General features: G+C 56.3%; 21 protein-coding genes and 2 pseudogenes. 16 read left to right on the top strand and 7 right to left on the bottom strand.

Going from position 1 to position 25,495, the window contains the following annotated elements; all coding sequences use genetic code 11:
• Positions 1-39: 39 nt before the first annotated feature.
• The 3 genes from LB556_RS23200 to LB556_RS23210 all read left to right on the top strand — a co-directional run bounded on the left by LB556_RS23200 (position 40) and on the right by LB556_RS23210 (position 4,544).
• On the top strand, positions 40-1,014 hold the full coding sequence (locus LB556_RS23200) for an amino acid ABC transporter permease (RefSeq protein WP_063170377.1): 975 nt from the start codon (positions 40-42) through the stop codon (positions 1,012-1,014).
• A 76-nt stretch (positions 1,015-1,090) separates the two neighbouring features.
• The gene (locus tag LB556_RS23205) at positions 1,091-1,852 is read left to right on the top strand and encodes an amino acid ABC transporter ATP-binding protein (protein ID WP_164548528.1); all 762 of its coding nucleotides are present in this window, start codon (positions 1,091-1,093) and stop codon (positions 1,850-1,852) included.
• A 352-nt stretch (positions 1,853-2,204) separates the two neighbouring features.
• Positions 2,205-4,544, top strand: a complete 2,340-nt coding sequence (locus tag LB556_RS23210) for a penicillin acylase family protein (protein ID WP_063170375.1) — start codon at positions 2,205-2,207, stop codon at positions 4,542-4,544.
• Between the two features lie 830 nt (positions 4,545-5,374).
• On the opposite strand, the pseudogene LB556_RS23220 reads toward LB556_RS23210, so the two are convergent.
• Positions 5,375-6,831 (bottom strand): annotated as a pseudogene (locus LB556_RS23220) (MFS transporter).
• Between the two features lie 155 nt (positions 6,832-6,986).
• Positions 6,987-7,142 carry a hypothetical protein gene (locus LB556_RS23225; protein ID WP_164548527.1) on the bottom strand — a complete coding sequence of 52 codons (156 nt, stop codon included), beginning with the start codon at positions 7,140-7,142 and terminating at the stop codon, positions 6,987-6,989.
• Between the two features lie 258 nt (positions 7,143-7,400).
• On the opposite strand from LB556_RS23225, the gene LB556_RS23230 reads away from it, so the two are divergent.
• Entirely contained in the window at positions 7,401-8,576 is a 1,176-nt protein-coding gene (locus LB556_RS23230) for a M24 family metallopeptidase (RefSeq protein ID WP_063169317.1), read from the top strand.
• Positions 8,577-8,578: 2 nt separating this feature from the next.
• On the opposite strand, the gene LB556_RS32045 is transcribed toward LB556_RS23230, so the two are convergent.
• The 3 genes from LB556_RS32045 to LB556_RS23240 form a co-directional block, all read right to left on the bottom strand.
• Positions 8,579-8,821 carry an IS5/IS1182 family transposase gene (locus LB556_RS32045; RefSeq protein ID WP_063170373.1) on the bottom strand — a complete coding sequence of 81 codons (243 nt, stop codon included), beginning with the start codon at positions 8,819-8,821 and terminating at the stop codon, positions 8,579-8,581.
• On the bottom strand, positions 8,755-9,210 hold the full coding sequence (locus LB556_RS23235; protein WP_063170374.1) for an IS5 family transposase: 456 nt from the start codon (positions 9,208-9,210) through the stop codon (positions 8,755-8,757). Before LB556_RS23235 ends, LB556_RS32045 begins: the two co-directional genes overlap by 67 nt.
• 85 nt (positions 9,211-9,295) lie before the next feature.
• A complete protein-coding gene (locus LB556_RS23240; RefSeq protein ID WP_164548526.1) occupies positions 9,296-9,466 on the bottom strand; it encodes a hypothetical protein in 171 nt (56 codons plus the stop codon).
• A gap of 443 nt (positions 9,467-9,909) precedes the next feature.
• Between LB556_RS23240 and LB556_RS23245 the strand changes: the two genes are divergently transcribed.
• The 10 genes and pseudogenes from LB556_RS23245 to LB556_RS23290 form a co-directional block, all read left to right on the top strand.
• Positions 9,910-11,073: a M20 aminoacylase family protein gene (locus LB556_RS23245; RefSeq protein ID WP_063169316.1), complete on the top strand. Its 1,164-nt coding sequence runs from the start codon at positions 9,910-9,912 to the stop codon at positions 11,071-11,073.
• A 62-nt stretch (positions 11,074-11,135) separates the two neighbouring features.
• On the top strand, positions 11,136-12,242 hold the full coding sequence (locus LB556_RS23250; protein WP_063169315.1) for an ABC transporter substrate-binding protein: 1,107 nt from the start codon (positions 11,136-11,138) through the stop codon (positions 12,240-12,242).
• Between the two features lie 199 nt (positions 12,243-12,441).
• Entirely contained in the window at positions 12,442-13,521 is a 1,080-nt protein-coding gene (locus LB556_RS23255) for an ABC transporter ATP-binding protein (RefSeq protein WP_095769045.1), read from the top strand.
• A 20-nt stretch (positions 13,522-13,541) separates the two neighbouring features.
• Positions 13,542-15,320 carry an ABC transporter permease subunit gene (locus LB556_RS23260; protein WP_063169314.1) on the top strand — a complete coding sequence of 593 codons (1,779 nt, stop codon included), beginning with the start codon at positions 13,542-13,544 and terminating at the stop codon, positions 15,318-15,320.
• Positions 15,321-15,344: 24 nt separating this feature from the next.
• Positions 15,345-15,587: a hypothetical protein gene (locus LB556_RS23265; RefSeq protein ID WP_127273917.1), complete on the top strand. Its 243-nt coding sequence runs from the start codon at positions 15,345-15,347 to the stop codon at positions 15,585-15,587.
• Positions 15,588-15,906: 319 nt separating this feature from the next.
• Entirely contained in the window at positions 15,907-16,902 is a 996-nt protein-coding gene (locus LB556_RS23270; protein ID WP_063169313.1) for a succinylglutamate desuccinylase/aspartoacylase family protein, read from the top strand.
• 453 nt (positions 16,903-17,355) lie between these two features.
• Positions 17,356-18,609: a methylaspartate ammonia-lyase gene (locus tag LB556_RS23275; protein WP_063170371.1), complete on the top strand. Its 1,254-nt coding sequence runs from the start codon at positions 17,356-17,358 to the stop codon at positions 18,607-18,609.
• 11 nt (positions 18,610-18,620) lie between these two features.
• Positions 18,621-19,772: a CaiB/BaiF CoA transferase family protein gene (locus tag LB556_RS23280; RefSeq protein WP_063169312.1), complete on the top strand. Its 1,152-nt coding sequence runs from the start codon at positions 18,621-18,623 to the stop codon at positions 19,770-19,772.
• A gap of 133 nt (positions 19,773-19,905) precedes the next feature.
• Positions 19,906-20,808, top strand: a complete 903-nt coding sequence (locus LB556_RS23285) for an HpcH/HpaI aldolase/citrate lyase family protein (protein ID WP_210326668.1) — start codon at positions 19,906-19,908, stop codon at positions 20,806-20,808.
• Positions 20,809-20,832: 24 nt separating this feature from the next.
• A pseudogene (locus LB556_RS23290) lies at positions 20,833-20,990 on the top strand (integrase core domain-containing protein); the annotation flags it as partial.
• A gap of 22 nt (positions 20,991-21,012) precedes the next feature.
• On the opposite strand, the gene LB556_RS23295 reads toward LB556_RS23290, so the two are convergent.
• On the bottom strand, positions 21,013-21,387 hold the full coding sequence (locus LB556_RS23295; RefSeq protein WP_063169311.1) for a zinc ribbon domain-containing protein: 375 nt from the start codon (positions 21,385-21,387) through the stop codon (positions 21,013-21,015).
• Between the two features lie 713 nt (positions 21,388-22,100).
• Positions 22,101-22,448, bottom strand: coding sequence for an IS66 family transposase (locus tag LB556_RS23305; protein ID WP_063169310.1), 348 nt, complete (start codon positions 22,446-22,448; stop codon positions 22,101-22,103).
• A gap of 1,485 nt (positions 22,449-23,933) precedes the next feature.
• Between LB556_RS23305 and LB556_RS23310 the strand changes: the two genes are divergently transcribed.
• On the top strand, positions 23,934-24,335 hold the full coding sequence (locus LB556_RS23310; RefSeq protein ID WP_063169309.1) for a hypothetical protein: 402 nt from the start codon (positions 23,934-23,936) through the stop codon (positions 24,333-24,335).
• 167 nt (positions 24,336-24,502) lie between these two features.
• Entirely contained in the window at positions 24,503-25,429 is a 927-nt protein-coding gene (locus tag LB556_RS23315) for a LysR family transcriptional regulator (RefSeq protein ID WP_063169308.1), read from the top strand.
• Positions 25,430-25,495: the final 66 nt, after the last annotated feature.

Consider the following 25,495-nt stretch of genomic DNA (forward strand, 5'->3'; position numbering starts at 1 on the left):
CCCTTCCCGGGGGCGCCTCTTCTTAGGAAGAAAATGCTTATGCTTTACCACGATACAGTTGAATCTGAGGTGCTCGTCCACAAGCCATGGTTTATCGGCTGCATATTTGCAATTGTGCTCGCGGTTTTTCTTATCTTCAACGTAGCGGGCACCACGATGGGCGAACTCCTACGGCCCGTGATTGGCGATCACGCACAAGTGAAGTTTTACAGTCGCATTGCGATCGCTTTTGTAATTGCCGCAATGTTCTGCCTCAACCTCGTGCTGATTGGTTTTGTCCCGCTCAAAATCCAAATCGGGATCGTATGGTTTGAGTTGGTGCTACTGTTCCTTTCGCTCTTCGCGGCATTTGACTTAAGCATGCCATTTATTTGGGCAAACCTGCCATTTCTAATTACGCAGGGGGTAGTTACTACAGTTTACGTATCAGCGATGTCACTGCTATTTGCGTCGGCTATCGCAATAATCGGCGCGATTGCGAAACTGTCAAGCAACGGCATGGCTTACGCGATAGTCAGCTTCTACACTTCATGCTTCCGGGGTCTGCCGCTTCTCATGCAGGTTTATCTGATCTACATGGGCTTGCCCCAGGTAGGTTACGTTATTAATGCCGTGCCTGCAGGCGTGTTGGCGCTTTCGCTATGCAGTGGTGCCTACATGACGGAGATCTTCCGTTCGGGCATAGCCAGCATCGATCGCGGCCAGTGGGAGGCATCCCGGTCATTAGGTTTCGGCTTTGCGCTCACAATGCGCAGAATCATTCTGCCGCAAGCGCTTCCGGTTATCATTCCCCCGATGGGAAACACGTTCATCTCAATGCTCAAAGACAGCTCTCTCGTTTCGGTTCTTGGCGTTTGGGAGCTGACGTATCTAGCTCACTCACTCGGCCAGCCAACCTTCCATACTATGGAGATGCTAGTAACAGCGGCAATGATTTATTGGATTTTATCCGCCTGCCTGGAACTGGTCCAATCCCGGATCGAGGACCATTTTGCCAGAAGTAAGAAGCGATGATCGTGAATTCATTGGTCAAGCTAAAAAAGACGTCTAAGTTGGTTCGGCCATTTTCAAGGCACTTACAGATGCGCCAATGAACAAGAGAGATGCAATATTGAGCGACGAAGTCATCGAAGCTAAGAATGTATCCAAATGGTATGGTGCCTTCAGAGCACTAACTGACATCAACCTAACCGTCCGCAAGGGCGAACGTATCGTCATCTGTGGGCCCTCAGGCTCGGGAAAGTCGACGCTGATCCGTTGCGTCAATCGGCTCGAAGCGCACCAGGATGGCGAGATTACCGTCACTGGGATTAGGTTACATAACAAAATGCGCAACGTAGCTGAAGTTCGCAAAAGCGTCGGCATGGTTTTTCAGCACTTTAATCTTTTCCCGCACATGACCGTGCTGATGAACTGTATGGCGGCGCCGATGTGGATAAAGGGCGTTCCAGAGGGTGAGGCTAGAAAGATCGCGCTTAAATTCCTAGAGCGCGTGCGCATTCCCGAACAGGCGAACAAATATCCGGCTCAGCTCTCCGGGGGACAGCAGCAGCGCGTCGCAATTGCCCGGTCCCTCTGTATGGAGCCTGCAGTCATGCTCTTCGATGAGCCGACCTCCTCGCTCGATCCAGAGATGGTCGCTGAAGTGCTCGAGACTGTGACCGGACTCGCACGCGACGGCATGACCATGGTATGCGTCACCCACGAGATGGGCTTTGCGCGCGCCGTGGCCGATCGAGTAATCTTCATGGATCGAGGTGAGATCGTCGAAGAGGGTACACCGCACGACTTCTTCAGAAACCCGCAGCACGAAAGAACGAAATTGTTTCTCAGCCAGATCTTGTCGCATTGAGGGAGCCATCCTTCAACGAGGCCGTTCGACCGAGTTACTGTGTATCGAATGCGTTGCCTCAGGCCAGCGAGACAACATGTGCGGATATTGTATTCGTACGTATTGGCTGACATACATCAGAGCGTTCTCGGCAAGCGCCTCGTTCCCGGAAGCGCGAGAGTAGGATCCCGCTGAGCTTGTGCGCAGCCCACCGTGCCAGTTCGCGTCCAGGCGCGCTGAGGATTGGCTCGCCACACATGATCAGGTTGCAAGAGTGCGGCCTCAACCCTCTGCCCGCAACCGACCACAATCTGCAGACGTCGTCCTCTGGCAGATTCCCGACCATCTTTGGGTGAACCAAACGGATCAACACATGTTAAAGAACATAACCTTCGACCGCCACAGCTCCGACAAGCTTAAGAGTGAGGTCACGATCGACATTGATAAATGGGGGGTTCCTCATATCAAGGCTCAGAACTTGCACGACCTATTTTTCGCGCAGGGTTGGAATGCAGCTCGAGACCGCCTCTGGCAAATTGATATTGCGCGCAAACGAGGTCTCGGTCTCCTGTCACGAGACTTTGGCCCCGGATATTTGGAGCAGGATCGGGCGGCGCGTCTCTTTTTATTTCGCGGAGCCATGAGTGCAGAATGGCAGGCGTACGGCCCGGATTCCGAAGAGATATGCTCAGCGTTTGCCGAGGGGATCAATTCCTACGTAGACAGTTGCCATGACGGTTTGATTGCCTTGCCACCCGAGTTTGGCCTCCTCGGTCACACTCCCGACTATTGGAAACCCGAAGACGTCGTTCGCGTGCGAACGCACTCACTAACCCGAAATGCGATTTCGGAGCTTCTGCGCTGCAGGGTGATGGCATTGGCAGGTGTGGAACGAGGTACCCGCCTCGACAGGTTGAGACAAGAATTGTCACCTCCGATAGCGCCACGACCAGCGGAGGGCCTTGACCTCGCCTTTATGACAGATCGAGTACTGCAGGATTTTCGCTTGGCAATCTGTCCCGTCTCATTCTCGAGGGAAAGACTTGCAGCAAGTCTTCAGGAAGCTGACCGTTGGACCCGCGTAACACCGAGTGATGAGATCATGCAGACGGTGTTCCAAGAGGGCTCAAACAACTGGGCCATATCCGCAACAAAAACCACAACGGAGCGACCAATCCTTGCTCTAGACCCGCATCGCAAGCACGTCCTTCCGTCCATCAGGTATCTTGTACACCTGAGTATGCCCGGGCTCGATGTAATTGGCGCTGGAGAGCCTATGATCCCAGGAATCTCCATGGGTCACAACGGGACAGCCGCCTTTGGTCTGACTATTTTCGGCGCTGACCAAGAAGATATTTATGTTTACGAAACCAAGAGTGAGGGAAATAAATACTTATATAAAGGGGCCTGGGAGCAGGTGAAGACTATACACGAGAAAATTCCAGTTCGCGCCCACACCGACCAGGAGGTAAAGCTTCAGTTCACACGCCATGGACCCATTTTAAACCAAAATGCTGAAAAAGACCGCGCCTTCGCACTGAGAACCGTATGGATGGATCCCGGCATGGCACCTTACATGGCCAGCTTGGCCGTAATGCGCTCTAAGACATTTTCAGAATACACCTCCAGTCTAGCAAACTGGGGTTGTCCTTCAGTTAATCACATCTATGCGGACACGTCGAATGTAATTGCGTGGAAACCGTCAGGTGCGGCTCCGGTCCGAAGAAATTGGGACGGCCTGCTTCCGGTTCCAGGAGACGGTCGGTTCGAATGGGAAGGGTATTTGTCACCGGACGATGGGCCGTTCGAGATGAACCCCGCCAAAGGTTTTGTCGCCACTGCCAACGCAATGAATGTTCCGGAGGAATGGAGTAGATCGCATCCTGCTTTTGGCTACGAGTGGTCTGACAGCAGCAGACATGATACCCTTCATACAACTCTCTCACGATCAGAGAAGATCTCGTTGCGGGACTGCATGTCGCTGCAATGTTCGGTGTATTCGCCGATAGCAGTTCGTATTCTTGCGAAACTAGACACTCTTCTCGGTTCGGTTGCAAACATGCCTGCGTTGCACTTATTTTCTAACTGGGACCGGCATTTGGATGCGAGTTCGCCAGCCGCCGCGTTCTTTGAGATTTGGCTTAGCAAACACCTTGGCCCGACAGTAGCTCGCTTAGAAAGCGCTGACGATGAAGTGTTGGCACTGCTCGTGCCTTTACAGCCTTCGGCCATAGCCTCTTGGCTCGAACAGGCAGAGCCTAGTGAAAAGTTGAAGCATTCCATAATGGAATCCCTAACTTCTGCCTGGAGTGAATGCATATGTCGATTTGGCGACGATTCTGCCTCATGGGCATGGGGCAGTATACATAAGCTTGATTTGCGCCACCCTCTGCAGGCACTGACGTCTGAACAATGGTCGTTGGGCGCCATAGCCCTCGGCGGAAGTAGCTCAACGCTCAATTTTTCGAGTTACCGAAGCGGCCAATTCTCTGTTTCAGAAGGACCGTCAGTGCGGATAATCATGGACGTTGGGTCATGGGATGACAGTCTCTTTATTAACAATCCAGGTCAGTCGGGTGTTCCGATCTCAAGTCATTATCGTGACCTCAATCACGATTGGCAACGGGGCGAATACAAGCCCTTGTTATATTCAGAGGAGTCCATACGGAGGGAGCTCGAACATAGGGTCGTCCTGTCTCCCGCTGACTGTTGAGGATGCGACAGTATAGGCCGCTTACCATTGTAGCAGGAACATATCGGTCGAACTCACCTGGCGGCAAGGTGAGGATCGACACTTTAGCGCCCGCCGGCCGACTTTGATATTGACAGCGGAACGCCCGGCCGGAATCTGGATGCGCTTGTGGGGCAATGATCCCGCTGGTGTGCGGCGACCACCCCTGATCGTCACGAGCAGGGCCGTCGCGGCCTCCAATAATGTTGCAGGAGACTTAGAAGCGGGATGTCCCGCATTGGCAATTGCTCTGCCTTGGGGCCATAGGGAAGAGGGGTAAGGTGCTGGCCCGACCACCGGAGAGCGCGTCTGTTACTACAAGGCTCGATCGCGGCCGCATCACGGCCCTCGGCGGCTGCCGATAACGCGCGCTTCGGGCGCTACCAGTACGCATTGGCGATAATCGCATCTGCTGTAGGAGAGCACTTGATTCGAGACTGACAGTGCGACGGTCAACAGGGTTCGCTATCATTGTCGAGCCGAGTTCAAGAATGGACACATACCTCAGGGAGGACCTTTCAGGGGGCAGACCATTGTCTGTCTCCTCATCCGAGAAACAAGCTAACCTCGCAGAGAGTGGCATCAGGGCAACACGTCATTGTCCTTCGATGCGACTGAATATCGACGACTTCAACGCGGCTTGCCGCCTTCGCGTATAGCCGCAGGACCTTGAATGCCGGGAACCAGCCGAGAAATGTTGGCGGTGGGTGAGCGCCTTTCATTTTTCAAGTCCGCTACATTCTGTCTGTCATATACCCGAAGGCGGCGATGCTTGTTGCCCGCCCGATGTGGTTAGCAGTTGACGTGCCTTCTTATGTATCTTCATTCAGCCTGCGGTGGCACGCTGGCCGTTTCGTTGAATGGCGGGGGAAAAAAGGCGTTGATGACTCAGGCTTGCGTGGAGCACTCGTGGGGCGCTCGATTGACAATGTTATTCGTGGAGAATGCTTTCCTTTGTGGAGGAGGATGATTCTCTCGTCCAGTTCCTTGTCGGCCTCGGTAAGGCGATGATTCAGGCGAAGGTAGTCGGTCCAGGTCGGCGTACGGAATGTCTCCGTCCATAGCACAGGCTCCTGAAGGTTGCGCTGGAGAGTCCAGTGCCGAGCACCAACGCGACTCTGTACATGCCGGCACCCGCGCATGGCGAGGAATTCTTCTAGATTTTCCACGAGTATGAGGTACTCGACTTTGACCACGATGGGGCCGCTTCTCGGCTTGAGACTGAGGGCGACTGCCGGCGCGTCGAATTCCTCCAAAGGGTCGGGCTCGGCCTCGCGACCCTCGCGAAGGGGAAACAGGACGCCGCTCGCAATGGAAGAGGCAGTGCCAGAAAAAGGGAGCACGCCGCACAGGCGACGCATGCCAGCGTCATTAGTTGCTCTTCTGACAAGCTCCGTCTTAATAGGCTGTTGGCGACGCCAGCCATGACGGCGCCTGTGCCGAAGCCGGCGATGATGGTGCCATAGGCGAGCGGTCCTTCGCCCAGCTGATCGCGGACAACCAATGGCAGCAGTGCGAGTATGGCGATGCCCGACAGGCCAAAGAAGGTTCCGCGGGCGATCGCCGTCTTGATTTCCGATGACATCGCTGTGAAGCGCAGCCTGTCATAGATGGCCGTCCTCATTGACTCACGTGGGAGAAGTGAGGAGCGAACCTTCCATTTGCATCGCCATATGGTGACCAAAGGGATCATATAGGTGAGTGTAAACATAGCGAAAGCCGTCATAAGTCCGAACGACGCAATCATGATGCCGCGAGCGCCGGTCCCACGGTCCGTGCAGTGTTGAAGCCAATGGAGAGGAGGGTGACGGCAGCGGGAACTTCGCGTCGGTCCACAATATCGCCAACAGAAGCCTGCCAGGCGGTATCGTTGAGCGCGGCACCACTTGCGATCAAGAAGCTGAAGCCGAAGATCATCCACGGGGCGATAAAGCCCAGCACCACTGAAGCCGTAGCATCGCGGATGCTATTACCATTAGGCATCGGCCGGCGAACATGACTCTTCGACGGCTGAAGTTGTCGGCGAGAACCCCTAGCGAAAATGGACAAAATGAAAGCGGGCAGGTTAGACGAAGCCTGCTCGAGCGCAACCATCAGATCGGAGGTCGGAACCGTTGCCATTAGCCAGCTGATAGCAACGGTCTGCATCAGCCAGCCAAGGGAAGAGACTTGAGAGGCTAAACCAGATTGAGCGAAATGTCGTATTCCTGAGCGGCGCAAACGTCTTCGGCGAAACTACATCCGCATCTGCGCCCGCCGCTTTGCTCATTGCTCCGACCGATTCGGTTCCGCCAAGCTTAACCACTTCGCGCGACACGATCCTCTTACACGTCGGATGCGCCAAATGCAGTCTTTGTATTAGTGTCATCTGGTAGCGAGATGCGGAGGTGGCGGCGGAGAGCCGTCGCTGGTGTCGCAGCGGCCTTACATCAGTGCAAACATGCTGTTGCGTGGCGCCGGCACAGTTCCCCCGGCGTCGGCGGCTTCGCCGGCAAGAATGCGAAGGCGCGCCGACTCGCTGCCAAGCTCAAGGTCGTCAGCATGGTTCTTCTGGCCGAGGCTGACGAGCTTGCCGAGCAACTCGGCGCCTTTGTCGGCGATCCTCTGGCGAGAACAAAGCTGTCGGAGACCAGCGTTGCCTGCATTGAGCGGCCGATGAAGGCACTATGCGCATCTCGCTGCGAGATGCAGCCGATATAAAAACAGCATTTGACGCTAGCCGCCAGGAAAGGGGATTGTCACCCCGCATGAGCCGGCGAAGCTTTTGTTCAATTTCGAACATGGACGCGATCGCGCGTTTTGCGCAACCAAACCACGACACACTGATTGAGGTGAGATATGGCGACGACACGCTCCGCAATTCCTCTGACTGGTGTACCGTTTCCGATATCAGAGTATGAGCGCCGGCAAAACAATGTGCTGGATGCGGTTGCTACGGCAGGCTTGGACGCAATCGTAGTAACGGCGCACGGCCACTTGAAGTATCTCAGCGGCTACGATGGGAGCGGTGGATATTTCGCGCCTTTCCCTCTTATTCTGATGCCGGGTCGGGTCCCGATATTTGTTGTCCGAGAATATGACGAGCAGGCAGTACGTTCATATAGCTGCATCGAGGAAATTGAAACCTATACACATCAGCCTGATTTTGGCAGGGTCTGCGCCGATGTATTGCGTCGACTCGGACTGGACAATAAGCGAGTCGGTTTCGAGCTTGGCTGCTGGAATCTCGCGCCCGCCGACGTGCGCGCAGTCCAAGACCAGCTCCCGGATCTGAAGATTACTGACGTCACCCGACTGGTCTCGTCAGTGTCAGCAGTGAAAGGAGAACTTGAGTTGGCGTGTATGCGCGATGCTGTTCGACTCACTGACGTGGCAATTCGAACCTTTCAGCAATCGCTTCGTCCCGGCATTACGGAGATCGAAATGGCAGCGGCCCTAGCTGCGGCGGTAACAAACGACCCCAGCAACGCCGCTGGGGATATCGGGCTTGCGCCGGGTACCATTTTGTTTGGAGAGCGAGTGAAGTTGCCCCATGCGCCAGCGACCCATCATCCTCTCAGCAACAACGAACCTGCCTTTCTGGAGATAGGGGCTTCGAAACACGGGTATACAGTGGGAATGGTTCGATGCGCAGTCCTTGGCAAACATCCCGAAACCGAATCTTTGCACGGCTTGGCTGAAGAGGTCATTGCGGCCCTTGTCTCCTCGATTCGACCAGGTGCTACGCCGGCGGACGTTCACGCTGCTGGGGGCGAGGTGTTGAAGCGATCTGGACGCAAGGGCGTCTTCCGCCAACGAACAGGATACCAAACTGGCATCAATTGGACTGAGCGCGGCGACCTAAGCCTGGAGCCCGATGTAAATGAACCACTCCGAGCTGGCATGACCCTGCACATGCCAAACATTTTGTGCAGCGAAAGTGGCTACCTATTTGGTGCCGGCGCACACGTGCTCGTGACAGAGCGCGGCGCGGAACTCCTGAGCGAAATCCCGCCAACACTTTATCGGGCGTGATGCTAGGCGGCGTGGACAAATTTGAGCCAGTATCTGGCGGTGGCTAGGTAGACCATTCCGAGGAAGCTATTGGCCAATTGATCGTAGCGGGTGGCAATGGCCCGGTTGATTTTGAGGTGGCCGAACATGCGCTCGATTCGGTTCCGCTGCTTGTAGAGCGCCCGGTCATACTCGATCTTCACGCGGCGGTTTGATCGGCCGGGTATGACGGGTTTAATCTTCCGCTCGGCGAGATCGGCGCGAATGGTATCGGCATCGTAGCCCTTGTCCGCAAGGAAGGCGTCCGGTGCACGAGTCCCCCTTTTCCGCCCGCTGCCGAGACATGGGCGCGAACTGTGGTGCTGTCGATGCTGTAGTGGCCGCTGTCCGCCATGACCTCGGCGAGCATTACCGCCACGGTCTCCCAGACCCCGGCCTCGCTCCAGCGTCGGAACCGACGATAGATGGTGTTCCAACTGCCGTATTTGGGCGGGACATCCCGCCATGGAGCGCCGCAGCGGAGCCGCCAGAGAATGCCGTTGATGATCGAACGATTCTGCTTGGGAGGTCTACCTCGGCCGCGTTTGTCAGGGTCGATGGGCAGCAAGCCCTTGAGAACACGCCATTCTGCTTCGGTGAGATCGCCCCTGCTCAAACCTGCCTCCAAAAAGCAGCCTTGAATCAATCCTCTTGGGCTACGTCAATCGCATCGACGTCCGAAATTCCGTAAGGCGGATATACTATTCCGCCAAGGTGATGGACAGTTCGAGAGGGCTGTCGCTATCCGCGAAAAATCGGCTGCCATCCTCAAACTCGATCACCACCTCTCCATCGCGGTGGCGCATGACACGGCGAACAACCTTGCCAATCAGCATCGACGTAGCTCGTTCGCTCTCTTCTTCCAGTGTCATTCCCAATGCTAACAACCCGATCGCAGGAAAGCGACCCTGCTAACATCGAATTTGTCCACGCCGCCTAGGGTCTGCGGTTTGCGGATTGAGTGGCAAAGCGCATGCAGTCCTGGAAAGTAGGTCGTGGGAGGGGGAGGAGTGTCGCGATGGTGACAGCTCTTCCTACTCAGACCTTTGCCATTGGCCGTTGCCAGCAGAGCCAGAGTTTATGATTGCCAGCACTTCGCAGCTGGTCCTCTAAGGCCGAAGCTTATCCATTTGAGGGCAAACGGCTTGTTATCGGGTCGCAGTCGCCGGCGCCAACACCGAGGCCTGAACGCGGGGCTATCTCGGTTCTAGATGGTTACGATATCCAAACTGCATTTGACGAAAACACCGGTGGCATCGATCATTAATTACGCACCGGCGCCTGATCCAAATTACTCAAATGCGGGAACGTGCCTATGGTTGGCGTTGACAGGTTCAAGGAGATCGAGATCGAAGCGATGACTTGGCGCCGGTACCTGCACGAGAATCCGGAGCTTGACTATCGGGTGAATGACACAGCGGCATTTGTGGCGGAAAAGCTGGCTTCCTTCGGGATTAACCACATCGAGTGCAGGATAGCTGAAACCGGCGTGGTTGCGTTGATCCAAGGTCAACTCGGAGATGGGCCCACTATCGGGTTGCGGGCCGACATGGACGCTCTGCCTATACTCGAAGCTTCAGGCAAACCTTGGACGTCGAAAAGGTCCGGACAGATGCACGCGTGTGGTCACGACGGGCATACTGCAATGCTCCTTGGCGCCGCGAAATACCTCGCCGCGACCCGGAACTTCAAAGGGTCCGTTGCCCTGATCTTCCAACCTGCCGAGGAAGATGGCCGCGGCGGCCAAAGAATGGTCCAGGAGGGGATCATGGACCGTTTCGGGATATCTCAGGTCTTTGGCATGCACAATTGGCCAGGCATGGAGGTTGGTGCGTTCGGCATTTGCGAAGGTTCGATTTTTGCCGCGCTCGACGAGTTCGATATTGTGGTCAAAGGCAGAGGGGGTCACGCGGCCGCTCCCCATCTGACAATTGACCCCGTCGTTGTTGCAGCTCAGATCATTTTAGGCTTGCAGACACTAGTCTCACGCAACACGGACCCCACCGAGTCCCTGGTGATCTCCGTCACAAAGCTGAACGCCGGACAAGCTTACAACATCATTCCCGAACGCGCGGAGATTGCCGGAACAGTCAGGACACTGTCACCGATTTTGCGCGACTTCGCTGAAAAACAGATTGAGGCGTGCGCGGAAAATATTGCACGCGCTTCCGGGGCGAAGGTCGAGTTTCAGCATCGCCGCCTGGAGCCCCTCACTGTCAATCATCCCGATCAAACGCGTCGGGCAACAGAGGTGGCGCGTGCTCTGGTCGGCCATTCATCGGTGAACCCCAAAGTCAAACCTAGTTTGGGGTCAGAGGACTTCGCGTACATGCTAGAGGCGCGGCCGGGGGCATGTATACTGCTTGGAAATGGATCGACTGCTGCTCTCCATAATCCAACCTACGACTTTAACGATGAAGCACTGCCATACGGCATTGGATACTGGGTCAACTTGGCCGAGGCTGCTCTAGCACCATGACATTGTCCAAGCAAAACAACCTTGGCTAATCAAGGCTGAGATCACAAGAAGAGGGTAACGACATGAAATACGAAATAAATCGCCGACGATTGCTGCAGGCGACATCGACCGCCATGGCGGCTGGCGCTCTGTCTTCAATTGCGGGCCGCGTTGCGGCCCAAACACCCAACCAGATCAACGTAGTGCTAGGCGGCGGCGATTGGGGAAAGGCTAACATTGAGGCTTACGCTAAGCCATTTGAAGCTGAGACCGGTATCAAGGTCAACCCAATCACCGACGACATGGGTATGGGACAGGTCGAGTTGATGGTAAAATCGGGCAATGTCACGGTAGATGTCGGGGCGCTTACGCAAGGGTCCGGCTTGGTCGCAGCTAAGAAAGGAATTCTTGAAGAAATTGATTACTCCTTGTTCAGGAAAGAAGAGCTAGACGGAATTTATGAATTTGCCAAGCAACCGTTTGGCGTGGCAAATTTGATTTACTCATATAATATGGTATATAGCACAGACGTATTCCCAGCTGATAAACCCCGGCCGACAAACTGGGCTGAATTCTGGGATGCTGATAAGTTTCCCGGCGTTCGCACCTTGGTGTCCGGCCAGTTTGGTTCAGAAGGACCCTGGGAAGAGGCCCTGTTAGCGGACGGTGTATCTCCCGATAAGCTCTACCCGATGGATATCGACCGGGTGTTTGCCAGTTTGGACAAAATAAAGCCGCACATCCGTAAGTGGTGGAGCAGCGGATCAGAGATTCAACAGATGTTGCATGATAAGGTCGTTGACATCGCTCAATCGTATGACGGAAGAGCTCTACTGTTGATCGATCAGGGCGCCGCGACGGAGATCAATCGAAACCAGGCGAAGCTGCAGTGGGATTATTGGGTCATTCCAAAGGGTTCACCCAACGCGAAGGCTGCGCAGAAGTTTATCGAATTCGCCACTCGCGCGGAACGTCAGGCAGCATTTTGCCAATTGTTTCCTGAGGGACCAAGCAACGGCAATGCGTTCAAACTTCTTCCCGAGAAAGTTGCGCGCAAGCTCCCTACCCACCCAGATTACATCAAGAGCAGCGTTTCCATCAACGGCAAATGGTACAATGAGGTAGGCCCCAGCGGTGTTTCCAACACTGAGATGCTTATCCAGCGGTGGAATGAGTGGATCCTGCAGTAGGGTTGGTTGAAGTGCGAAAGTCCGGTCGGGGTAACTCCATACCGGGCTAAAGTCGAAACTGATGCTGAAAATGTGACGGGGAGCGGGGTAGCCCACTAGCCTCTCCGCTCACGGCATCGGGTACGACGGCAGAAGGTACGGCAAATGCCTGCTAATGCACGCCAGCGATGGTGGAGGAGCCACAGTGAACATGCACGCAATGAATACCGCCCCCCGTTCGGAAGTTGACGCTGCAGATGTGAACCAATCGGTGCCACAAATTCAGTTCAGCAGTGTTACCAAGATGTACGGGAGTGTTCCGGCGGTCAGGGATCTGTCGCTGACCGTGCGTCGCGGCGAGTTCTTGACGATTCTCGGCCCGAGCGGCTCGGGTAAGACCACTACCCTGATGCTCTTGGCCGGCTTTGAGGCCCCGAGTTCGGGTGATATTATGATCGCCGGCCATTCAGTGGCTTCGGTCCCGTCCTACCGGCGCGATCAAGGAATTGTGTTCCAGAGCTATGCGCTGTTCCCGCATCTCACAGTGGCTCGAAACCTGGAATTCCCTCTCGAAATGCGGGGCATGGCTCCCGATCAGAGGAAGGTTCGGGTAGCCCGTATGCTTGAGCGCGTGCATCTAGGGGAATTCGGCGGTCGCATGCCATCCCAATTGAGTGGCGGTCAGCAGCAGCGCGTGGCGCTAGCCCGCGCGCTGATTGCCGATCCACCCTTCCTATTACTTGATGAACCGCTTGGCGCACTCGACCGTAACCTGCGTGAGCAGATGCAGATCGAGATGAAGAGCTTGCACAAGGAGTTCGGTATCACGACGGTGTGCGTTACGCATGACCAGGAGGAGGCGCTTACTCTGTCAGACCGGATTGTTGTAATGCGCGCAGGACGTGTCGAGCAAATCGATACACCAGAGGCCCTCTATGATCGGCCATCATCGTGCTTTGTCGCTAAATTTCTGGGTGAGGCGAACATTCTCGAGGATGCCTTGTTGCTGGCCAGAGGGGGCAACGCGCCGCAAATCGGCACCGTTGCGATGATAAGGCCAGAGCGCATCAGTGTACTTCCGAAGACTGCGGAGTGGGCTCAAACGGACCAGCGGCAATATGTTGCCGGTGCGGTCGACGATATGATTTTTGCCGGCCCTCTGCGAAAATACCATGTTCGCGTTGGCAACAATGTTCTCATCGTCCGGGAACATGTCGCGGCAGACCAACCTGTTTTCCAGCCAGGCGAGGAGGTTTGCCTCACGTGGCTGCGGTCAGACATTCGCTTCGTTTCGCCATAAGCGATTGATAAGGGATATCCATGAAGCTTTTGCGCAGAATGGCCAAGGTGCCACTTGGGTTAACCGCGCCCGCGTTCGCGCTTTTGCTTGTGGTTTTCGGTGCCCCTATAACCTTGCTTTTCCTAAGCAGTGTCAATGCCCCCGATTTCTCGTTCCAATACTACGGAGCGTTTTTCGCCCAGCCAGCTAATGTGCGGGTGCTCTTTCAAACGATAGAAATAAGTCTGGTCGCAACTGCCATCTGCTTAATCGTAGGCTATCCAACCGCGTATCTGATCGTCACGGCATCCAAGACTCTGCGCATGACGCTCATCGCTCTCGTGATCATCCCCTATTTGACCAGTGGGCTGGCGCGTACCTACGCATGGATTGTTATTCTTGGGGATCGCGGGGTCATCAACAACATCTTGCTGGACGTCGGATTGATCGATCGACCTCTGCAACTCATCTATAACCGAACCGCGGTCTATATTGGCATGGTCCACATCATGCTGCCGATGATGATACTTCCCTTGGTTAGTGCGATGATGGGGATCGATCGGTCCTTGATGGCTGCTGCACGCAGTATGGGAGCGGGACCTTTCACCGCTTTCAGGCGTGTATTTCTCCCCCTTAGCATTCCAGGCGCACGGAGTGGCTCGCTCCTAGTTTTTGTGTTCTGCCTAGGATTCTATATCACGCCGGCGGCACTTGGGGGATTGCGCGATGCCATGCTTTCAACCTTCATTGCGGCCGAGGTGAATAGCTCGTTCGATATTCCGCGCATTGCCGCTGCGTCCTTCATCCTTCTCGGGTTTGCCATTGTGGTGCTTTCCATGGTCGGGCTTGACCTCTCCGGCAAACAAGAGCAAAGCCAAACTCGAGCTCCGAAGGGCTCGATGTCCCGACTACCCATTGTTCTTGTTATCAAACGAAACTTCAGCGAAATTCTGCGTCCCTATCGTGTCAAACGGTGGACGGGACGGCGCTACGTGCCTGGGGCGGAAAGGCGATGGCCTAAAGTCGTCGCGATCGTTTTTATCGTTTTGGTGATGGCCTTTCTTTTATTCCCAGGGATAATCGTTGTCATCATGTCGTTCAGTTCCGGGGCATTTTTGCAATTTCCGCCTTCGGGCCTGTCGCTTCAATGGTATCGCTCGTTTTTCGGCGATGCATCTTGGAGCGGAGCAGCTTGGACCAGCGTCGAGATTGGTGTCGAGGTAGCTGTTATTTCTACTCTATTGGGAACACTTGCTGCTTTCGGATTGAGCCGAATAAGCGCAAGACTTCGCGGCGTGCTGACAATGATCATAATCACGCCTATCACCTTTCCAGTTATCGTGGTCGGTATCGCGACTTATCTGGGTCTCATCCAGATTGGTCTAATCGGCACAAAGGGTGGTATCGCCCTCGCTCACAGTATCGGCGCTGTTGGAATTGTGGTGGTGATCGTTTCTGCGACGTTGGCCAACTTCGATCGGACGTTAGAGCAGGCGGCCAAGAGTATGCGTGCCGGACCACTGCAAACGTTTTTTCGCGTAACACTGCCGTTAATCAGGCCGGGAGTGATCGGCGGCGCCATGTTCGCATTCCTCCAGTCATTCGATGAAGCGGTCATAACGTCTTTGGTCGGCGGTCTGTCGGTGCGGACGTTGCCCTTGAAGATGCTGGAGAATATCCGCCACCAAATCGACCCGACGATTGCTGCAGTCGCTTCTCTTTTGATGCTTCTGCCTTTAATCTGGATGCTTGTCCTCTATGCCGTCTGGTGGCGTTCTCGACCGAGCATGCAGCGAACATTACAGGAAGCCGCTGCCTAACTGGCGTGGCAGATCCACTTCCTGATGATGCGTCCGACCTATTCCTACGGACTGGCGACAAGCATCTGTTCGGGGCTTCAACGGGCGGATAAAATGGCCACCTGGTCCAAAACGGAAACCAGTAAAGCTCTTGCAATTATCATCTGGCACATGCGGATCAAGGATTCGGACTATGTCTGGGATCGGCCGGCCTTGCTCGCCAGCAAGCTCAGACCTGCCGATCCTCTTGCTGCGCGCCAGGATGGAATTCGAGGTCAACGGCGCTGACCGGATCGCACAGATCCTTCGCCCGTCTGAACAACGAACAGCTAGCCAACGTCAACCGGCTGATCGCGCGATTTCTGAAATCGGCTACCCACCGCGACTTTGACCTTCCTCCTCCCTTAGTGCACCGGGATCAAGGTGACGAACCAAGGGACAGGTCAGCAGAGCGAGCCCTGGTCATCTGAAAACGCGATGGTGCCGTCTCGGACATTATATTGGCGAAGTGGTGACCGCGTGTGCATAGTTCCAGGCGAAAAAAATAGCCGTGTACAAGACCATATGCCCGGTCAAAGTCGCCAGATCACCCGCAATAGGTTAAGCAATGAACGAAGCACCACATCTTACGTTTGATCTCGATGCGCATGGCGTGAGCAGAGGACACCTCGTTGTGCCGGGAGGCGCCGACCATGAAGAGTTCTCGCTTCCGGTTTTTAGTCTTAATAAGGGCGATGGACCGCGCCTTCTTATCACCGGTGGGAATCATGGCAATGAAATGGAGGGGCCATTAGTCGCGCGGCGGCTTATCGAGTGGCTGCCACAAGCGCAAACCAGTGGTAGGATCATCGTGCTGCCAGTGCTTAATCCATTGGCAGTTCAAGCATGGAGCCGCAATACTCCGCTTGATGGTTTGAATCTGAACCGCGTGTTTCCGGGCCGTGCCGACGGGTCTGTTACGGAACGAATCGCGGATGCGGTTTCACGCGTATTGTTGCCAAATGCCGACATCGTTTTCGATCTGCACAGCTTCGGCCCAACGTGGGATTTTCCCCCGGCGGTCATCACGCATCCAATTGCTGATGCGGATCTCATGGCTAAGACGCTCGCAATGGCAGCGGCATTTAAGCTGCCCGTAACATTGCTCTGGCAACATGACGACACGGCTGGGATGTTCGACAGTTGGGCACATAGCCTAGGGAAGGTATTCGTTTGCGCGGAATTCGGCGGTGGTACGGTTAGCGCAGAAGCTCTAGCGATTTATGAAGCTGGAGTTCGCAACGCGCTCGTTATGCTTGGACTCGTCGAAGGAAAAGTCGAGGACGTGTCTTTCCGTAACAAAAGGTCCAGTCAGACCCTTGAGACGCTGATATCAGACGAGTTGAAATCGCCCGCGCAGGGTATCTTCGAACCTCGCTGCTCTGTGTTGGATGAAGTGAGGTCGGGAGATCTTATAGGTATCCTACACTCTATGGATTCTGTTTCCGCTCCGTCCATTGACATCCGAGCGCCTGGGCCATCAATCGTCCTAGCCATAGGATCGGGCGCGCATGTCGACCGCAATGAAGGGGTAGCCATCCTTGCGCGGCCGCTGCATAACTAGAGGTACAGATTAGCCGCGCCTTGGCCAGCTGTAGTAACTCCGGTATGAAGGCACTGGCCTCGACTGGAGCTTATAGGCCAGCTCCTCGGATCGATCAGCGGCTGATCCTGTCTTCCAAAATCATGCCAAAAAGATTGCTTGATCCTTGATCGCTTGGTTTATACTAACCATGGTTGAAAGTGGCGGTCCGAGATGGGAGCTGGCCGGACGGATTGATCGCCTAGCTTCTGTTATGGAAGCAGGGGCGACGATCCGGCGCACCGCGACCAAGAGGGGAGGCGGACGGTGCCGTCCCCGCTGACGCCCGTAAAACAACTTTATCGTATCTTAAAACGAGATGGGCACGTTCGGGGCTTTATATTGGCAAAACCGATTCCGAACGGGGCATAACTTAGGACAGAGCGCGCAAATCCGGCCGCAGCTCATAGCTTGGCCAAACTCGAGTATAATTCAGTGCAGATCAAAGACGTCATTCTCACGCCCGGCAACGGCGCCTTCTTTTATGACGATCAAGCTGCCATTAGGGCAGGGGTTGGCCAGGACGGTTTTGTTTACGTCGGCGAGCCATTGACGCCCGGCTTCCGTGATATCCGTGTTCCGGCAGCTTGCTTAAGCGTCGGGCTTGTCCTGGAAGACGATATGGTCGCCTGGGGCGATATGATGGGAGTGCAATACTCAGGGGCTGGCGGGCGTGACCCCCTGTTTGACGTCGGAGCCATCATGGATCTCACGTCACGTGTTGTTGTCCCGCGGCTCTTAAACATTGATGCGTCCAGCTTTTTGACAGCCTGCTCCAGTGTCTTCGATCTCCATACTGGGAAACGACTCCCACTATGCATCGAATATGGGGTCAGCCAAGCCCTTTTAAGCGCTGCTGCCCATGCTGCGCGTCGTACCATGGCGGAGGTGGTTTGTTCGGAATTTTGCCTATCCATGCCGCATCGTCGTGTCCCAATTTATTGCCAGAGCGGTGATGCGCGCGAAATCAATGTCGATAAAATGATCCTGAAGGGGGTGGATGTGATCCCGCATGGCCTCATCAACTCGCGTAGCAAATTCGGCGTTGGGGGAGAAACCTTTCTGGATTTCGTCAAATGGGTGGCGCACCGCGTCAAGCAAATCGGCCAACCAGACTATTCTCCGGTGCTGCATTTCGATGTGTACGGCTGGATCGGTATGGAGATCGGGCTCGACGTCCAGCGCATCGCCGACTTCATCAGTAAGGTTGCTGACGCGGTTCCGGAGTTCACGGTGAATATCGAATCGCCAGCCGACTTCGGGTCTACGCCGGCGCAGGTCGAAAATTACGGGCAGATCGTCGGCATTCTGAATGCGCGCGCGTCACGTGCGCGCATCGTTGTCGATGAACGCTGCAACACCTTAGAGGATGTGCGTCTGTTTGCGGAGGCTAAGGCGACCCATCTCGTGCAGATCAAGACGCCGGACGTGGGCTCGATCGCCGACAGCGCCCGTGCGGTGCTTCTGTGCAAAGAGAACAACGTGGACGCCTATGTGGGAGGCAGCTGCAGCGAGACGGATCTCTCCGCGCGAGCGACGGTTCACATTTCGGTGGCAACACAGGCGGACATGATGCTCGCGAAGCCTGGCATGGGCATCGACGAAGGTCTTTCCATTGTAGGCAACGAACAAAATCGGTTGCTCGCCATGCTTGATCGGCGTCGGGCACAAAACCTGAAAGCCGCGTAGGAAGCGCCCTGATGCTAAACAGTCTCAAGGACATCACGGTTGTGGCGGTCGAACAGGCCGTTGCAGCTCCCTACGCATCGTCTCGCCTTGCTGACGCAGGCGCCCGGGTGATCAAGGTCGAAAGGCCCGAAGGGGACTTTGCCCGAAACTACGACAAGCTGGTGCGGGGGCAGAGCGCGTACTTCGTCTGGCTCAACCGGGGTAAGGAGTCGGTCTGTCTAGACCTGAGGTTGGAGGCGGATCGCGCCGTCCTCGACACGCTCATTGCCAGTGCTGATGTCTTCATCCAGAATCTAAAGCCGGGCAGCATAGAAAAACTGGGGTTCGCGTCCGCTGATCTGCGTCGACGATATCCGCGGCTGATCACCTGCGACATTTCTGGTTTCGGGGAGTCAGGGCCGTATTCCCATTTGAAGGCCTACGATCTGATCGTCCAGGCCGAAACAGGTCTATGCGCTATCACCGGCAACCAACAGGGGCCTGCGCGTGTAGGGGTCTCGGTTTGCGATATCTCGGCGGGCATGACAGCGCACAGCGCCATTCTTCAGGCACTGTACCACCGCGAGGTCACCGGCGAAGGGACCAGCATCCAGGTGTCACTGTTTGATGCCGTCGCCGACTGGATGAACGTGCCGGTTTTGCAAAATGATTACAGCGGCTACCAGACGGTACGCGCAGGCGTGAAACACCCGTCGCTCGCGCCGTATGGTGCCTATCGCTGTGCCGACGGCAAAGAGGTCATCTTTTCGGTTCAGAATGACCGCGAATGGGTGAATTTCTGCGAGAAATTCCTGAAGCAGTCCGGGCTCACACGCGCACCTGGTTTTGCTGACAATATGGAGCGCCTCGCTCATCGTGCGCAACTTGATGAGATCATTGAACAGCGGTTTTTTGAACTATCCTGCCACGATGCGATGCAGGAGCTCGAGGCGGCCGGCCTGGCATATGGCCGACTGAACGAAGTGGTGGATGTTTCAAAGCATCCACACATTCGCAGGGTGCAGGTTGGAACACCCGATGGAGCCGTCGAGACGATAGCGCCGGCGGCGATTTTCAACTCGGAGCTCCCCTCGCTTCGCCCAGTCCCGGCTCTTGGCTCTCATACCGAGGCTGTCCGCGAGGAGGTGCGGGCGCTTTTGCGCGAAAGAGCCGCGTCAGCGTGAGCGCGCGTTTCAGTAAGGTGAGACTGCTCGCGGTTTACAAAATGCCTGTGTACCTCGGATCATTTCAGCGCACCGGCCGCCTAGAAAGCTCACTGGCAGCGCCCGCGCTAAAATCGGCCGCAAAGGCGTCTCCATGATCAAGGACACCTTTGCGGCCGTTGAAGGCGCGATGTCTGTACCGCGCTGGAGATCCCTGCTCTTCGTTCCTGTTCACGTTCCGCGCTTTGTAGAGACGGCCCATGAGCGGGGCGCAGATGGCGTCATTCTCGACCTGGAGGATTCCGTGCCCCAGGATCGGAAAGGAGAGTCACGGCAGCAGCTTCCTGAATGCGTGGCAGAGGTGGGCCGGAAAGGCGCATCTGTTTTGGTCCGCGTGAATCATGGTCTGCGCGCCTTGGCGGCCGATCTCGATGCAGCCGTGATGGCGGGTGTTGACGCACTGGTTCTTCCGAAGACGGATTCGGCAGAGTGGGTTATAGAGATCGCGAATGCGGTTTCGGAACTAGAACGTGAAAGAAATCTTCCGCAGGGAGGCATCCGGTTCCTTGCCCAGATTGAGACCCCGGGCGCCTTGCAAAGGCTTGCGGCCATTGCGTCGGCGCATCCAAGGATGGTCGCAATGGCGCTTGGCCCTGAAGACTTCAGCGCCGCTGTTGGCGGCGCCCCAGGATTCGACCTTCTTTTGACGCCGAACCTTTCTGTTCTGTTTGCCGCCCGCGCGGCCGGCTTGCTCCCGCTGGGCTTCATAGGAAGCATCGGCGAGTTCTCGGACACGCATAAACTTCGTGAGGCCGCGGTGCGGGCGCGGCGGCTTGGCTTTGCCGGAGCTTTGGCGATCCATCCGACACAGGTGGCCATATTCAATGAGGCTTTCTCGCCAAGCGCCCAGGAGCTCGAGTGGGCCCATAAAGTTGTCGCGGCGGCAAATGATGCCGCCACGCGTGGACTGTCCGCATTCTCGTTGAATGGCAAAATGATAGATCCGCCAGTGGTGCGGCGCGCCCACGAGATCCTGATTCTTGTGGGCAACAACTGACTGGCCTGTTATCAGCGGCTGAACAGGAGCGAATGGCACTACACCGCGCCGGGCAAGCCGATGCAAAATGGCTACGCGATTCCCTCAACGGCCGAATGCGAGACGAGCTGTTGAACGATGGCCTGTTCTTCGGCCTCGACCACGCCCGCAGTGCCACTGCCGAATGGAGGCAGGACCTAAATCCTGTTCATAACACTCATCTGTCTATGTCATTTGAGTGAATAGGTTTTGCTGATCTGGATGCGATCCCATGGGGTATTTTGGGTTTTGCCGCGCGCGATGAACGATGCGCTGAGCCGCCGGTTCGTCAAGCGTTGATCGGCTGAAGACCCATGGACCGTCCGGCAGAGGATGAACGCCTTCGATCGACGCGAGTCCACCGAAGGCGATGCAACGCGGCTCGCCATTGTCAAGCAGACCACGCCAGCAGGAATAGCGCGGAATGTTGTGCTTGGTTCCCGTGTAGCGGACCGTCAGCTCGCGGCCGCAGCGCCGGCAGCGGACAAGGTCGGCGAGCAGAGCGTCGCCATGCTTGGGCGCCCCGTGATGCCGGCTCGTGGGCACGTGGTCGCTCACCATCTTGCGGATCGCTTCCGCCTTTCCCAGCCGACGTAGCCTTCGTGTGCACCCGGAATCAGCGCCAGCATCTCGCGCCTTACGGCGGCTGCGCGAGCGAATGGCGGCATCTGCGCGGTCTGCGCGTCGTGCGGGTTGGAGAAGATCGAACTGATATGTCGTAGGCTGGCGCGGTATGGACCTCTCCCCGGTTCGCTTCGTGAGGACCCGATGCTGCGCCCGAATCCTCCAATTGCGATGGGGTGTGGGAATTGGCCGTCGGGTCCTGCAGCAGTGTCACCAAGACGCCAAGCGTTCTGGGATCGATATGTGGGGCAGGGCAATGCGCCACGCGGTGCAGACCGCGATCAAACATCCAGGCCGGAACTTCCAGCCACCGATCGGAGGCGTGGCGGGAGAGACTGCAGCGGAAAACCTCCCGGTCGGCGTTCTCGATCACCTCATGAACGTGAACACAACGCCCGGCCCAAGGATGCCACGGATAAAGAAACTTGCGTTCCTCGGTCCTGTGGGTGTTCTTTCCTGGTGTTGTTCAACACCGTGAGGCCGCATTCCTCGCTCGCTATTTGACCCCGGCGGTCTTCGCCGGAACCCTCGCCGCAACCGGCTCCGACGCTGCACTCAATGAAGGCTTCGCGCCTCCGCCCGTTGCTCAAACCGCGCCATAACAGAAACGGCCGAGGCTAATCGCCACTGGTTGAAAGTTCAGTGGCAGGTCAGAGGGTCTGGCTCGACGGCCTTAGCTTCAGGCTATCCGGCCAATCCCGGCGATCACCCAGCGACACGATGACTGACCAGTGCTCAGCGCCACCGCCGGAGCTGCAAAAAGAGTTGCGTATGATTGAGCGTTCGACCACGTTGCTGTCGATCTTGATATGGCCTCGTCCAGGATGCGCGAGAGGCGCTTCCCAGCGCGAGAGCGTGTAGGGGATCGCCGCTGTGAGCTTGGTCTTCTGACTGATTTGGCCGAGCTTCTCTAGCCGCCCTGGGTCCAGTGCCGTGATGGTTGAGCACTTTTTGCCTGCGTGCAGCAAGGCCTCGTTGGCCTCGGCTACGGATGTCATCCTCGATCTTTTAGAGTTCGCGGATCCTTCTTAGCGCCTCGATCGGGCGCGGCATGGCAGAAGGCGAGCGTGAAGCCGCTTTTCGTCGGCCAGCAAGCGATGGCCCGCTATAGCCGTCGACCTGCAAGTTCCGGTAGAGAGCCTGCGAGATGAGCGATCGCACGCTGGGCCTTTTCGGTCCGGCGCATAGACATAAGACGCCCGGCGGTCCGCTCCCTCCCTAATCAGTCATCGCGGGCATAAATCCAGAGTAGGCCTGTCTTCGTCTTGCCGACCCCGGAACGAGCACCGGCGCGGTCGTCGCACGTCGGCGAAGAGTTTTGGCGAGGACTTCGGTTTTGCTAAAGCAACCGTTCATGGACCAGACGTAGGTGCCAGTCCGGCGCGGCCGACTACCGGCGCTGCCAGCAGCCTGGGCAAGCGAACCAAATTGTAGCCCGCCAAGTTATGCCGCGCCCGCGGTGGCACATCCTCGCAGCTTGACCTTGGCCATGCCGTCTGAGGTCTTGACTGACCGAACCCTCCTCTGACCCCTTAGGGCAGTGCTGACTGAGATCATAGCCCGGATGGCGCTTCGTGCGGTCATCGATCGCTATACGCGAGGCTTGTTGCTTTCTGCTCAAATGGGCGTTGAAGGCAACGCGCGGCGTGATCTTGCTCTTTGCAGGTCCTTGACTGGCGCGTCCTAGGCTTCGCCAGCGCCAGTCGATGCGCCGTCGCGGCGTCTGCGGTCCAACATAGCGAGAGCGGCATCACGCTCGCCTGTGCCAGGCCTGGGTATGAAACTTTCCAGTCAAGCCGGATTGGCCAGCACCTGGGTGCATAACCAACCTGTTGTCGCGGCTTCATTAGCATGAGGTGCCCGGAAACGAAGATACGTATGGACCCCGCCCCGCTTTCCAATTGAGCCTAGGGGCTGCTGATTCCTTCTTCGCCAAGGGTCGTGAACGGCGTGATCGACCAATGGATTAGGTTGATGGGACGATGAGTGTCGCCTCGGTCGAGCAATGGTGGATGAAACTGCGATGACATGTCCGATAGGATCTCTGTAATCGCCCTGCCTGACGCCCTGCCTTCAGGTTTTCGACATAAAATTTCACCTCGGTCACACCTGATCTTAATGTCGCCAGCGATCTAATCCAGTGTGCCAGGAATGAGGTACCGTACGGCCGCACTGCGAGAATGCCTTCTTCGCAAATCCCAGTCCTCGCCGTGACTGCTAGGTGCAATACTGCAAGCCAGCTGAACCAATTGAGGATCTGTCCCCTCATCGAGGCGCGGATTGACTTGGATGACGACGGGTCCAGGCTTCGTCCACGGAGTTCAATGTTCGTTGGCCCAGCTGAGGCCGTGAGCTTGCAAGCAATTCTGTGACACGTTGACGATACGATCATGCTCGTCATTAGTCAGCAGGGTTGGTTGGACAATTCACCTCTCGGAAGAGGAAATGGGGTGGCCGGCCGAAGTCCGCCAGCGGCAATAGCAATGACCTCCTTTCCCATCTTGTTAGCGCCGCTGGTTGCAATGGCGCTTGGTACTGAAGACTTCAGTGCAGCTGTTGGCGGTGCCCCAGAACTCGACCTGCTTTTGACGCCGAACCTTTCCGTTCTGTTCCCCATGCGGCAGTCTCGGCTCGATAGGAAGCATCGGCGATTCTTAGACAATGATAACTTCGTGGGGCCGCAGGCGATCCATTTAAACATCGATGGGGCTTTTCACCAAGCGCACAAGAACTCGAGGGACCCGTCGTGTCCTCGCGGCGAAAAAGATGCGACGGCGCAAGGCAAAGGCGCGTTCACATTGGACGGGAAGATGGTCGATCTACCGGTTATTCGAAGGGTCCGAGAAATCATCTCCATGGATCAGGGCGCCGAGTTGGCCGGTTGAAGCCTCGGCGGGTTGGGTCCATTCTGGACACATAGGTTACGGTTTTGGTCAAACCACACTGAGATGACACGACAGTTAGGCGTCATGTCGCTCTGCAATTATTGCTGTCGCGCCATCACATTTCGAGATAGATTACATCATTGCAGTCCGCCCTCGGAAGAGTACCCGTGGAAATCAGGCAGTTAAGATACTTTGTTGGCGTGGTCGAAGCAGGCAGTTTCACGAAGGCCGCTGGCTTTCTGAATGTCGCCCAGAGTGCGCTGAGTCTGCATGTGCGCCAATTGGAGGAAGGCTTCGGCACTCAGCTGCTGATACGCGACAGGACCGGCGTGAGCGTGACGGCGTCAGGAGCCAAACTCCTGGAGCGGGCGCGGGCGATTCTCAAAGAAATTCGAATTACCGAGGTGGAATTGACCAACACAGCCGCTTCCCCCGCCGGGGAGGTGACTATTGGCATTCCGTCTGGAGCTGCTCGCGTCCTGAGCGGTCCGCTGCTTGAGACGGTAAGACACGAACTGCCCAAGGTGTCCCTCAAGATGGTCGAGGGTATGACGGGACCGCTAGAGGAATGGATGGCGGCTGGACGCTTCAATCTGGCGGTTCTGTACCGCACTGCGGACAGTGTGGGGCGAATGACTGTGCTAGCGCGCGAAGACCTTTGTCTGGTGGTTCCGTCCGGCGAGCCACCGTTTGAAGATGCGATATCTCTGGCCGACCTGCATGCATTCCCCCTGGCGGTTCCCATGCGCAACAACAATGTCAGGCGTTCGGTGGCTGATGTCGTCGCACAACACGGTTGCGCGATGGACGTCAAGTTTGAAGTGGACTCGCTCTCAACGATCATCAACATGGTCGTAGAGGGAAAAGCGCATTCTATTCTCGCCCCGTCTGCCGTTCAGAAAGAAGCCTCTCAAGGGCTGGTCCGGACGGTCAAGATAGTCGATCCGGTAATTACCCGCTCCGTGGTGCTTGCTGTAAATCCCAAAGATGAGCGTTCTGCGGCCGTTTCTGCGGTCCGCAAGCTCATTCCGAAGGTCGCCAGAGAATTGATTGAGAGCCGGGGCTGGGTAGCATCGGCTCCTGACGCGACCTGAGAACCATCGATCTGTAAACAACGGCATGACTTCCTTCCTGTCGGAACAGATCGATCTGGATTCCAG

This window comes from Mesorhizobium sp. ES1-4 (genome assembly GCF_020164745.1).
Lineage (GTDB): Bacteria > Pseudomonadota > Alphaproteobacteria > Rhizobiales > Rhizobiaceae > Mesorhizobium.